Origin of the sequence: Undibacterium sp. SXout20W (assembly GCF_049340285.1) — a bacterium.
GTDB lineage: Bacteria > Pseudomonadota > Gammaproteobacteria > Burkholderiales > Burkholderiaceae_D > Undibacterium.
This window is the reverse complement of record NZ_JBMPPH010000042.1, coordinates 23,418-35,493: the sequence shown is the minus strand read 5'-3', so window position 1 is coordinate 35,493 and position 12,076 is coordinate 23,418. Positions and strand designations below refer to the sequence as shown.

10 protein-coding genes are annotated in these 12,076 nt (G+C 44.9%); 9 read left to right on the top strand and 1 reads right to left on the bottom strand.

The annotated features are described in order from the left end of the window. Positions 1-287 precede the first annotated feature (287 nt). The 5 genes from ACO0K1_RS16705 to ACO0K1_RS16685 all read left to right on the top strand — a co-directional run bounded on the left by ACO0K1_RS16705 (position 288) and on the right by ACO0K1_RS16685 (position 4,180). On the top strand, positions 288-866 hold the full coding sequence (locus ACO0K1_RS16705) for an RNA polymerase sigma factor (RefSeq protein WP_423027757.1): 579 nt from the start codon (positions 288-290) through the stop codon (positions 864-866). Positions 867-876: 10 nt separating this feature from the next. Continuing rightward, entirely contained in the window at positions 877-1,185 is a 309-nt protein-coding gene (locus tag ACO0K1_RS16700) for a hypothetical protein (protein WP_423027755.1), read from the top strand. Next, positions 1,185-1,502: a 4Fe-4S dicluster domain-containing protein gene (locus ACO0K1_RS16695; protein WP_423027753.1), complete on the top strand. Its 318-nt coding sequence runs from the start codon at positions 1,185-1,187 to the stop codon at positions 1,500-1,502. The genes ACO0K1_RS16700 and ACO0K1_RS16695 overlap by 1 nt, the downstream gene beginning before the upstream one ends. After that, the gene (locus ACO0K1_RS16690; RefSeq protein WP_423027751.1) at positions 1,489-2,754 is read left to right on the top strand and encodes an MFS transporter; all 1,266 of its coding nucleotides are present in this window, start codon (positions 1,489-1,491) and stop codon (positions 2,752-2,754) included. Before ACO0K1_RS16695 ends, ACO0K1_RS16690 begins: the two co-directional genes overlap by 14 nt. A gap of 109 nt (positions 2,755-2,863) precedes the next feature. Next, positions 2,864-4,180 carry an Nramp family divalent metal transporter gene (locus ACO0K1_RS16685; RefSeq protein ID WP_423027749.1) on the top strand — a complete coding sequence of 439 codons (1,317 nt, stop codon included), beginning with the start codon at positions 2,864-2,866 and terminating at the stop codon, positions 4,178-4,180. Between the two features lie 68 nt (positions 4,181-4,248). On the opposite strand, the gene ACO0K1_RS16680 is transcribed toward ACO0K1_RS16685, so the two are convergent. Next, positions 4,249-4,632: a thiol-disulfide oxidoreductase DCC family protein gene (locus ACO0K1_RS16680; RefSeq protein ID WP_423027747.1), complete on the bottom strand. Its 384-nt coding sequence runs from the start codon at positions 4,630-4,632 to the stop codon at positions 4,249-4,251. Between the two features lie 499 nt (positions 4,633-5,131). Between ACO0K1_RS16680 and ACO0K1_RS16675 the strand changes: the two genes are divergently transcribed. From ACO0K1_RS16675 to ACO0K1_RS16660, 4 genes are all read left to right on the top strand, one after another. After that, positions 5,132-6,142, top strand: a complete 1,011-nt coding sequence (locus ACO0K1_RS16675) for a LacI family DNA-binding transcriptional regulator (RefSeq protein WP_423027745.1) — start codon at positions 5,132-5,134, stop codon at positions 6,140-6,142. 511 nt (positions 6,143-6,653) lie between these two features. Next, positions 6,654-8,207 (top strand): cellulase family glycosylhydrolase, encoded by a 1,554-nt coding sequence (locus ACO0K1_RS16670; protein ID WP_423027743.1) that lies wholly within the window; start codon positions 6,654-6,656, stop codon positions 8,205-8,207. 221 nt (positions 8,208-8,428) lie between these two features. Then, entirely contained in the window at positions 8,429-8,794 is a 366-nt protein-coding gene (locus ACO0K1_RS16665) for a response regulator transcription factor (RefSeq protein WP_423027741.1), read from the top strand. A gap of 451 nt (positions 8,795-9,245) precedes the next feature. Further along, positions 9,246-12,029 (top strand): TonB-dependent receptor, encoded by a 2,784-nt coding sequence (locus ACO0K1_RS16660; RefSeq protein ID WP_423027739.1) that lies wholly within the window; start codon positions 9,246-9,248, stop codon positions 12,027-12,029. Positions 12,030-12,076: the final 47 nt, after the last annotated feature.

The window sequence follows — 12,076 nt, the reverse complement described above, 5'->3', positions numbered from 1 at the left end:
TATAGAGTGTTTGCTCCGTTATGCCGTTCTCACGGGCCAATACTGAAACTGATTTATTCATTGGCGGCATCATCTGCTTAAGGATGGCCTCCTTGCGTTCTGCTGGATAACGATTCACTGCATGTCTCTACTCCGCCCCAATACGGTTGATGTGAATTAATTGACGCGACATCTATCCTGACATAGGGGGAAATCAAAAATCAAAAATCAAAAATCAAAATTTTAAAAAATTTAAAATTAGTTCGTAGTGCATACAATATTTTCAATTCTCAAACGTCTTCATAGGTATGACATCACAAGATAAGCCAACTTCGCATCAACAACACAGTGCAATCACTGAAGCGGTCGTTCGTTTCCGCAAGAAACTAGCGGGCTTCATCTTGCGGCGTGTTGCTGATGCTAGTGAGGCCGAAGATATTTTGCAGGATGTTTTTTATGAGTTAGTTGAGGCGTATCAGTTTCCAGAAACCGTAGAGCAAGTCAGTGCCTGGCTATATCAAGTAGCGCGTTTCCGGATTATTGATCGCTTTCGCAAGAAAAAGGAGCTTTCTCTGCAAGAACAACGTGATGATTTGAGTGGTGATGAAGACGACACTAGCCTGGATTTAATGCTGCCATCGCCGGACGAAGGTCCAGACGCCGTCTTCGCACGAAAGATGATGCTGCAAGAACTTCAGCGAGCGATTGAAGAATTGCCAGAAAATCAACGTGACGTGTTTATTGCCCACGAATTGGAGGGACAAAGCTTTAGAGACATGGCTTTGCAAACCGGCATTTCGATGAATACCTTATTGGCACGCAAACGGTACGCAGTACTTGCACTTCGTAGTCGTCTGCAAGAAATTTATGATGCATTAGAAAATTAAGGAGAACGACATGAGATACACATGGATGAGATGGATGAAGGGTTTAATGTTAGTGATATTCGCAGCGCTTGCTGCGGTGGTAATGTGGCTGTGGAACTGGGTGATGCCCGCCTTGTTTCAAGGCGTGCAGTTGATTGACTATTGGCATGCGCTGGGCTTGTTAGCACTATGTCGGATTTTGTTTGGTGGATTTCGTGGTCACGGCGGTTGGCATGGACATCGACATTGGCATAAATGGCAAAAATTAAATCAGATGACCGCTGAAGAACGTGAACAATTTTTTCAGCAGCGTCACCATACTTTTGGACGTCGAGAATAATGAACATTCGTGATAATAAAAGTCTTGAATGCACGCAAGCGCCAGGCGTCTTGGCACCGATCGTCAATTTGAAGCGCTGCGAAGGTAAGGGCGATTGTCTTGTGATATGCCCAGAACAGGTGTTTGACGTTCGAACGATAGAGCTGACAGACTATCAATCTATGCATTTTTTTCAAAAATTGAAGTTGCGCGTGCATGGCATGCAAGTCGCGTATACTCCCAACGCTGACGCTTGTCGCGCTTGTGGTCTGTGCGTGACGGCGTGCCCAGAAAAGGCCATCACTCTCGGACGTAATAATAGATATGACGATAACTAATCCTGATCCTGATTCTTCAAACCCAGTATTTTCGGCCTATCAAAAATTGGTCGTTGGAATGCTGGCATTTTTACAGTTTGCGGTTATTCTCGATTTCATGCTGATGTCGCCATTGGGGGCAACCATCATGCCTTCGATGGCAATTACGGCGAAACAATTTGGCGTAGTGGTATCGGCGTATGCATTTAGTGCGGGGTTGTCAGGTCTGCTGACGGCTGGATTTGCGGACAGATATGACAGAAAAAAATTGCTGTTGTTCTTCTATACTGGTTTCATACTCGGTACAGTCTGGTGCGGACTGGCGCAAACATATGAATTACTGTTGCTCGCCCGGATTGTCACGGGCTTGTTTGGCGGTGTAATAGGTTCCATTGTTTTGGCGATCGCGACTGATTTATTCGCACCGCAATTGCGAGGACGGGTCATGGGAATGATACAAACCGCCTTTGCTGCCAGTCAGGTGTTGGGTATCCCTTTTGGGCTGTATCTATCGAATCGTTGGAACTGGCATATTCCGTTTTTCGCGATGGCGTTGTTGGGTCTGGTAGGTGGCTTGTTTGTCCTTTGGAAAATGAAGCCTGTTGCGGCCCATCTGGCGATTCCACAAGAGCACAGCGCATGCAAGCACTTGTTTCATACTGTCACCGAGCCACGCTATTTACTGGCATTTGCCGCGGTTTCCTTATTGCAGACCGGTGGCTTTATGCTGATGCCTTTCAGCAGTACTTTCGTGGTGAATAACCTTGGTATTAGCATTCATCAGTTACCGACCTTATATATGATCACCGGATTATGTACGATCTTCTTCGGCCCGATGATAGGAAAAATCGCCGATTCGGTGGGGAAATTCAAAGTCTTCATCTTTGGTACGCTGATGTCAATGTTGATGGTGGTCATTTACACACATATGGAAGCGGTGTCGTTTCCATTGTTAGTGGTTGTCAATGTCCTTTTGTTCGTCGGCATTTTTTCACGAATGATTCCGTTTCAGGCGATGATGGCTTCTGTGCCAACACCAGTTCAACGCGGTTCGTTCAGCGCGATTAGTGCATCCATTCAGCAATTATCGGGCGGTGTCGCCTCCGTCTTGGCGGGCCATATTGTTAGTTTTGATGCGACCGGTAAATTACAACATTACGATTTATTGGGGTATGTTGTCATTGCAACGTCGGTTGCAGCTTTTACCGTACTGTGGCGTTTACAGCGAACCCTTGTGACGCCAGTGCCTATCAACACCGCAAACGCCGCATAATGTAATGTAATGACATGTTTTATAATGACGCTTGATTCAGCTTAATTTGCCCAAATCAAGCTAAATCTAGCTAAATCTGGCTAATCAAGCTTCTTGTAGAGAAACGTCTGTGTTTACACTTCCTACACACGCTACGGCGCCTTTTTGTCCTTCCGAAGTTGTCGGCAGCGTCAGCGTTGCTCAGAGCGATCCAGTCTGGAAAAAAGTTCTCCGCTTTGCGGGTCCCGGTTTGCTCATATCAATCGGCTATATGGATCCCGGCAATTGGGCGACCGCAATTTCTGCAGGGTCGACATTTGGCTATTCCTTATTGTTTGTCGTCGTCTTATCAAGTGTCTCTGCGATGTTGTTGCAAAGTATTAGCCTGAGACTTGGCATTGCTACAGGCAAAGACTTAGCAAGCTTGTGTAGCGCACAATATTCACGCAGAACATCGCTGCTGATGTGGGGCTTCGCTGAGATATCGATTATCGCGTGTGATATTGCGGAAGTCCTCGGGTGTGCATTGGCATTTAAATTGATTTTAGGTGTAACGCTTCCTGTGGGGATAGGTATTACTGCGCTCGATACCGTTTTAGTTTTGGGGCTGAAGGGTGCAGGATTTCGCAAAATTGAAGCAATTGTTTTGGCCTTAATTGCGACGATTAGTAGCTGCCTGCTCGCTGAATTAGTACTACTGCAGCCCTGTTGGGATTGCGCTGCACAAGGCCTGCTACCAACGATGCAAACATTGGAGAACATCGATGGCTTATATCTCGCGATAGGGATTTTAGGCGCAACGGTAATGCCACATAATTTATATCTACACTCGTCGGTGGTGTTGACGAGAAAGATTGGCGATAGCGATGCCGGTCGTTCCGCAGCAATTCGTTTTGCCAATATTGATACGATCGTTTCACTGTCTTTTGCACTGTTGATCAACGCCGCAATTTTAATTATGGCAGCGGCAGCGTTTCATGGCAAAACCGTAGTGACTGAACTCGATGATGCTTATCATCTGCTTGATCCCGTTAGTGGGAGTGCATTTGCCGGATTATTGTTCGGCATAGGATTGTTAGCATCCGGTCAGAGCTCCACATTTACAGGAACGATTGCCGGTCAAGTCATACTCGATGGCTTCCTGAAGAAAAAAATTCCCTGCTGGCAGCGACGTATGGCTACACGTGCTTTAGCATTAATTCCCGCCTGGATAGGTGTTGCTGTGTGGGGTGAGCACTCCGTTGGGCGATTGCTCATTTTAAGTCAGGTCGTACTGAGCTTACAGCTGCCTTTTGTCATGTACCCGATGATTAAAATGGCGAGTAGTGAGCGACTTATGGGACGCTTTCAAACCAGCCCAATTGTGCAGTCGATTGCGTGGTTCCTATTTTTTATCATTTCCGCGGCGAATCTCTGGCTGATACTGCATACCTTCGATGTGATGTAGATTATCTATGTAGATTATCTATGTAGATTATCTATGTAGAATAGATTTTGTCGATCTGTTTCGACGCATTAATTCTTACGCCATAGCGGACGGACACGCAAAAATCCTGTGTATATGCAGTTCAATAGTCGGATTACCAAACCGTTCGATGCTATTGGGGCCAGCCATGCTAATGAGGGAAGGTGCTTCCATATCTCGACAAAAGCGGCGGCGCCATCAACCAGATTGCCGTTAGCATCACGCACATGCAGGCGTGCTAAGGCTGACGGCCGATCGAGCGCTTTCCCCAGTTCCTGCTCGTGACAGGTACTAGCGTCTACCCAATTGATACTCTCCCCACCTTTCAATCGCTGATAAGTAGCAATTTCTTTTGAGCATACTGGACAAGCACCGTCAAAGTAGACGGTGCAGGATTTGGCTGATGATGTTTGGATGATGTCAGGGGTGTTCATTGAAATACCCGTTAGTGTCGTGGAATATACAGAACCATTTTTTCAACTTGCGCTTTAGGTAACGCAAGCCAACGCCACATTATGGCACTGATTTCAATTTCGTATTCCCGAGCACCGAATAGCCTGGACAAGGATTGATTGCCCATCTGGGTACGATGTAAGTTGCGCTACGTTTTTGCTGACACGCTTCCTGTTTTTTTTGCCAATTTTGTTGCACTTAAACCTCAGCTTGAATGCATATTTCAGATGTGTCTAGAAAGCTTTCCAAGAAATCCTTTGCGATCATTCTTGATCTGACGAGTTATTGAAGTTTTAGAGTAAAATTGGCATATATTTGCGAATTGTTGTAAGACGGATTACGATTTTGGTCGGCAGCGAATCCGCTGAAACACTTCATTTACTACAAAGAAAGTGCTCGGAGAGCCAACGCGCTCAGAGCTTTTTTTGCTGATGCAAAAGCATTTTTTTCATTGAATGAAATCTCATATTAAGGGTTGATGTGGCGACAATTAAAGATGTTGCCCGCGTTGCGGGTGTAGGACTTGGAACTGCTTCTCGAGTGCTCAGTGGAAGAGGCTCTGTGTCTCCCGCGACAATGGAAAAAGTAAAAAAAGCGATCGAAGAACTTGATTTCCGGCCGTCGCATCTGGCGCGCTCTCTGCTCTCTGGAAATTCACTGATGGTTGGCGTGTACATTCCGGTGCTAAAAGGTACTTTTTATACGCCTATTTTGCAGTCGATTGATAGCGCATTACGTGCTGCTGGCGTTCATATGGTAGTCGCTTTTGGGAATGGTAATGGTGACGCGAGAGAGCAAGAATTGGAAGGGATTAACTTTTTGATTCAACGCGGTGCAGATGGCATTATTGTGATGAGTAATTCTCTAACCACACAAGACCTTGCCCATTTAGGTGATATGCAATCAAAGCTGGTGCTGTTGAATCATTATCTACCTAAAATTAAAAATCAGTGTTTCATCGTTGACCACTATCACGGTGGGGAATTGGCCGCGCGTGCTTTTCTAGACTATGGACACAGGGATTTAGCGGTTCTTTCCGGCCCGGCGACATCACAAGATAACGTGGATCGTATTCAAGGTTTTTTTGATGAATTGAAGCGTGCTGGCATTCCCAAGCGCAAAGTGACGATGGTACAAAGCGATTATTCCTCAGAAGCAGGGTGGATTGGTGCCGAAAAGCTGATGCAAAAATCAGTATCATTTACGGGACTTTTTTGTGCCAATGATGAAGTGGCTGTCGGTGCCTTATCGTATTTTAAACAGCAAGGGATTTTGGTTCCTGAGGAAATTTCTGTTGTCGGCTATGACAATACAACGACGGCTGAATACAGTGCTCCACGTCTTACTTCAGTGCAAATACCTTGGGGTGAGATTACATTTAACGCGACTAATGCACTCTTGAATCGGGTCTATGACTCCCATCTTCCTGTCGTCAAAAAGTTCACTTTAGATGTGCATTTCCGTGCGTCGTTGATTCAGAACACACGTTAGTCGCGCAGCACGATCAAATATTGAATTAGCAAACGTGAATTAATCCAGATTGTTGATGATAAATTGCAACAATCTGGGCTTTATCGGTATTGGCTCAAAAAATGAGCCCGGCAGATCTTGGCGATCGTTTAAGCGTTTGCCGTTTCGGTCGCAAATTCCCTCGTAATGCTCTCGTAATTTCGACTTAATACAGATAGACCTTTCCCCGACGGTCAATTTAATCAACAAATTTTCCCCCTTCGTACAATTTTAATTCGATTAACTTTGTGCAAATAATTAGTAATTAAGTTGACACAAAAATTCTAGCGATGATATATTCCATAAAAATTGGAAACGTTACCAATTGATAGTGGTCTTAGCGTTGAGCTAAAAATTTATCGATTTACCCAAAGAGGTGAACGATCAGCAGATGTCGATGTGCAATGAAAAATACCAAAAAAAGGAGATATCAAATGTGTCAGCTCGTCTTGAGCGCTCGCGTCTGTCAATCCACGCAAAAAAAGAGCGCCAAATGAAAAAACTACACCATATTAAACTAAGCCTGGTCAGTGTCGCTATGTCAATGGCTTTGTCCGGTTGTGGCGGTGGTGGCGGATCGACCGCAACTGTAGCACCGACGCCAACGCCAGCGCCAACGCCAACGCCAACGCCAACGCCAACGCCTGTCATCTATGCCATCGGTGGTAGTATCACTGGTATGGCTAGTGGCACACAAATTGTATTGAGTAATAATGGTAACGATGCATTGACTGTCAAAGCGAATGGAACATTTAGCTTCGCAACAAAAATTGCATCACAAGGCAGCTATGCAGTGACGATTACTACGCAACCAACAGGTCAAACTTGTGCGATTAGCAGTAACAGCGGTGCAGGCACTGTTGCAAGTGGTGACGTTACCAACATATCGCTCACCTGCGCTTACCAAACAAGTTTGCCGCTAACGATGTTGCATGCGAATGGCACCAGCATTGTCAATGCGAGCGGTAACAAAATTCAGTTGCGTGGATTTAATTTGGGTGGATTATTCGTCATGGAAAAATGGATGGCGCCACTCGATAGCGGTAACCTGCCAGATACTTATAGCGTGATTCAAGCTTTGGATGCGCGTTTCGGTGTAACGATGGAGCAAAGTCTGATTACTACTTTCCAACAAAGTTGGATCACTGGCGCAGACTTGGACAATATTAAAAATGCTGGCTATAACGTCATCCGCGTACCGGTCTGGTGGGGGCAATTTTATACGATCAATAACACAACGCCGAGCGGCTGGCGTCCAGATGCATTTACGATGCTCGATTGGGTTGTCTCAAATGCAGCAGCAAGAGGTATCTATGTGGTGATCGATATGCATGGTGTTGTTGGTGGCCAAAGTGTCAGTGATGATACCGGTTACGCCAATCAAAATACGTATTGGACAAATGCCGCCAACCAAACTAGCACATCGTACATGTGGCAGCAGATCGCAACGCATTACAATGGAAATCCGGCGGTAGCAGGATATGACCTCATTAATGAACCAATGGGGGCACCAAATACTAACGCGGTATGGACAGCCTATAATAGTTTATATAATACAATCCGCAGCGTTGATGCCGACCATATGATCTTTATGGAAGGCACATTTGGTAGTTGGAGTTGGGCAAATTTACCACCACCATCTCAATTTAATTGGACGAACGTTGTCTATGAAATGCATGAGTACCAATATAACGGTACGCTGGCGCAGGTGACAAGTGGGTCCGATAATCAGGTGAATGATTTCCTCGCGCATGCCTCATGGAATGTTCCCGGCTATATCGGCGAGTTCAACGACTTCGGCTTTGGTCCAAATGCATGGTTACACTCGATTAACGCCTATGATAATGCTGGCTTAAGCTGGAGTGCATGGTCGTACAAAGCAACCCATGGTCCTGCACCTGATTCATGGGGCTGGTACGACACAAACAACAAAGCCATTACGCCGAATATTTCCACAGACTCTGCCGCGACGATTGCGAGTGACTGGAAACAATGGACGACGTCAAATGCGTTCACCTTAAATACTGGTATTGGCATAACACCATAATTGTGTTGATAAGTACCACACGCGACAAGCGCTGAACTCTGTTTGTCGCGTGCAACGTAAATTAAGTTGCCATTACTTGATGTTTTTTTGCCGCGATTGTCAGTGAAAATAAGCTTAATTCACTGATCCGACCCTGACAAAGCTGAAAAAATAATGTGCCTCAAGTTCTGGTAAAAGCATAAACAGTGAGTTCGATTCTTCAAAGTCACGTGGTATCAAGAATGGCAGTCAACATACTCGTAGCAGAAAATGATCTTGCAACCAGGTGTCTGCTAAAAGCATATCTGGAAAAGAACCAGTTTAACGTTACAGTCGCCCATAATGAGGAGTCATTTTTTACGCATTTTTTCAACTTGGATACAGAATTTTCTGTCGTCATTCTCGATATTATGTTGAAGGATACAGACGGGTTTTCTCTGCGTAATCTCGTCAGATTAAATTCAACTGTGCCAATCATTATGCTTACCAATGGCGTGGATGTTTTTTTAAAACCAGATGTTCGCAATACCCTTGATTTTTTTATTTCTAGGCCCTTTAATCCAGCGGATTTGCTGACATTGATTGGCCAGATTTGTAGCAAAAATTAGTGCAAAAATGGCGTGCTTTAATCCTAATGCGACCTTATTTTCGGATAGATTCTAAGCGCATTCTGAGGTGTCAAATTTGAGCTGTTGGGACATTGATGGTCGGGGAAGTATTAAAGGAGTCAGTAGTCGCAAAAAAACGCCATTTAAGGTGAATTTTTTTATTTTTTTAAGTGAAATTTTTTAGTGGTATTTTAAATTTGTGTCTTATCCAAGCATCATCATCACAAATTTAAAAGAATGATTCAAAAAAGATTGACAGTATCCGTATATCAAACCGATAATTTCAACACCAAATGGAAACGATTCCAAAAAAAGGTAGATCGAAAGACTTGGCAATTTAGATGATCCTAAATTGAGTAAAAAACGGGGACTGAATTTTGATTGGCGAAGTAAATAAAAAATAAGCACACTGAATTATTCAGTGTGACAAAATATAAACAAGGAGAATCAAATGAAGAAATTTAATCACTCCAAAGGCGGGATAATGGAGACAAGACAATTTAAATTGCGCCCTTTGGCAGCAGTCTGCGCATTGATGTTCGTTGCGCCTGTCGGCGTGGCAATGGCGCAAACAGTGCAGTCCACGTCAACTGAGCAGGCTGCAAAGGCCGCACCAGATGGCGTTCAAAGTGTCGTGGTGAACGGTTTGCGTGGCAGTATTGAGGGTGCCATTACCTTGAAAAAAGGCTCTGACTCTATTGTCGAAGCCATTAGTCAGGAAGATATTGGTAAATTACCGCAGCAGAGTATTGCTGATGCGCTCGCCTCATTGCCTGGTGTTGCCGGTCAGCGGGTTGACGGGCGTGCGCAAGTAATTGCAATTCGCGGTATGTCTCCAGATTTTACCGGCACCTTGCTCAATGGACGTGAGCAAGCTAGTACAGGTGTTAATCGTGGCGTTCAATATGATCAATACCCTGCGGAATTGATCTCTAGCGTTTTGGTTTATAAGACACCAGATGCGACCTTATTGGGTGGTGGACTTGCAGGTACGGTTGATCTGCACACGATGAAGCCTTTAGATTATAGCGAACGTAAGTTCGTAGTTGCTGGTCAGTTGGACAAAAATTCTCTTGGAAATATCAATAATAGTTATGGTGGGACATCCGACAAGGGGGGGCGTTTCAGTTTCTCTTATGTTGATCAATTTGATGATCATAAGCTGGGCGTCGCACTCGGATTTGCACATTTAGATGCGCCTGGTCAGCAACAACACGAAAAAGCTTGGTGGTGGGGTGCGCCAGGAAATGGCTTCTATAATGGTGCGACAGCGTTGGGTGGTAATGAGATCACAACTACGTCTCGCAAAGAAATTCGCGATGGTTTGATTGGTGTGGTTGAGTATAAACCAAATGCGTCAGTACACAGCACGCTTGATTTTTATTACTCTAAATTTAATCAAACTGAAGTCATGCGTGGCGTGATGTGGGATTCCAATCCTTGGAATGGCAATTACACATACACTAATCCAGGTTTCGCGATGTCTGGCGGTTCGAGCATTTTAAATTCAGGTACCATTGCGTTTTCACCAAGTGGTAATCAGCCAGTAGTAATGGGTCAACATAACACACGTGACGATAACTTAAGTTCCTTAGGGTGGAATAATGAAGTCAAGGTTGGTGACTGGAAGCTGATTGGTGATTTTAGCTACTCAAATGCAAAGCGGCATGAAAACCTGTTTGAAAGCTACGCAGGTACACCGTCTTCAAGTATCACATTTAGCATTCCAACGACGCCTGCCTTTGGCGTATTTACGCCAGCAGCAAGTTTTGCCGATCCAAATACGGTCGCTTTAGGAGACCCGGGTGGTTGGGGGCACGCTGGTCGCTTACAGGATTCCACACTGAATGATACGATCAAAACATTGAATTTACATGCCCGACATCGTCTGGGCGGCATCTTCAGTATGGCTGATTTTGGTATCAATTTTACTGCGCGCGATAAGACTCAAGATTTTGCTGTGGCGTTCGCAACACTGAAAAATGGCGGGAAAACTCAGTTAATCTCCCCATCTAATTTACTGACGCCAACATCTCTTGCTTTTGCAGGTGCGGGTAACGTATTGAGCTATGACCTCAATAACATTGCTAATCAATATTACACTATCACGCCAAACATGAGTGGTGGCCCAAGTGGTGACTATTCGCATGACTTCGGTGTGCACGAACGCATTACCACTGCTTATGTTAAGGCTGATATTGAAACAGAAATTGGTAATATTCCAGTGCGTGGCAATATAGGTGCGCAGTTTGTTAATACGAATCAGTACTCGAATGCATGGGCATTTGCAGCAAATGGCACCCCATCTAGTCCCTTCGAAAATGGCACACGTTATAGCAATTTCTTACCGAGCTTGAATCTGGTGGGCGATATTGGTGGAGACCGCTTGCTGCGTTTTGGTGCAGCACGTGAATTGATGCGGCCTCGTCTTTTCGATATGACCGCTACGAGTGGAGCAGGTGTTGATCTTACAACGCACACGTGGGGTGGTGGCGGTGGCAATCCTAAATTGAAACCATGGATTGCAGATGCCGTCGATTTATCCCTCGAGCAGTATTGGGGAAAAAAGGCATATATCTCGGCTACTTTGTTCTATAAAAAATTGAATAGTTATATCTATCAAAATTCAATTCCATGGGATTTTACGGGCTATGTAAATCAAAACCCGACGGTTGTTCCTGTTTCAAACATGGGCTTTTATACTACGCAGGCAAATGGTACAGGTGGCAAAGTGCAAGGCGTGGAGTTGAGTGCGTCGGTGACGGGCGAGATGTTAACGCCAGCTCTGAGTGGTTTCGGTGTTATTGCTTCCGCATCGTTTACAGACACGAATATCAAAGTCAATGGTCCAGGGTCACAAACACCGATGTGGGCAACGTTGCCAGGCTTATCAAAGACAGTCGCAGATTTGACGTTCTATTATGAGAAAAATGGTTTTTCTGCTCGTATTAGTGACCGTTATCGTTCAAGTTTCCGTGGCGAATACAATTCTTTGTTCGGTCAGACATCTGTAATGCAAATGTTGAGTCAATCGATTGTTGATGCACAGGTGAGCTACGAGTTGCAAGAAGGTCGCTACAAAGGCATGACATTCATATTGCAAGTTGCTAATTTGACTGATACACCCGATCGCAACATTCAAGACGGTTCTGGTTTCGGTGGTGCAACAGCACCTCAGGAGTACAACAAGTACGGACGCGGTGTCTCAGTTGGCATGAATTATAAATTTAAATAATTCCTCTGGTTACCGGTAACATTCAATCGCGGTGATAACCGTTCCTC

What these genes read in the sequence shown, in the direction of transcription:
- ACO0K1_RS16705 (WP_423027757.1), top strand. Translation starts at nt 288, where the DNA reads ATGACATCACAAGATAAGCCAACTTCGCATCAACAACACAGTGCAATC.
- ACO0K1_RS16700 (WP_423027755.1), top strand. Translation starts at nt 877, where the DNA reads ATGAGATACACATGGATGAGATGGATGAAGGGTTTAATGTTAGTGATA.
- ACO0K1_RS16695 (WP_423027753.1), top strand. Translation starts at nt 1,185, where the DNA reads ATGAACATTCGTGATAATAAAAGTCTTGAATGCACGCAAGCGCCAGGC.
- ACO0K1_RS16690 (WP_423027751.1), top strand. Translation starts at nt 1,489, where the DNA reads ATGACGATAACTAATCCTGATCCTGATTCTTCAAACCCAGTATTTTCG.
- ACO0K1_RS16680 (WP_423027747.1), bottom strand. Translation starts at nt 4,632, where the DNA reads ATGAACACCCCTGACATCATCCAAACATCATCAGCCAAATCCTGCACC.
- ACO0K1_RS16670 (WP_423027743.1), top strand. Translation starts at nt 6,654, where the DNA reads ATGAAAAAACTACACCATATTAAACTAAGCCTGGTCAGTGTCGCTATG.
- ACO0K1_RS16665 (WP_423027741.1), top strand. Translation starts at nt 8,429, where the DNA reads ATGGCAGTCAACATACTCGTAGCAGAAAATGATCTTGCAACCAGGTGT.
- ACO0K1_RS16660 (WP_423027739.1), top strand. Translation starts at nt 9,246, where the DNA reads ATGAAGAAATTTAATCACTCCAAAGGCGGGATAATGGAGACAAGACAA.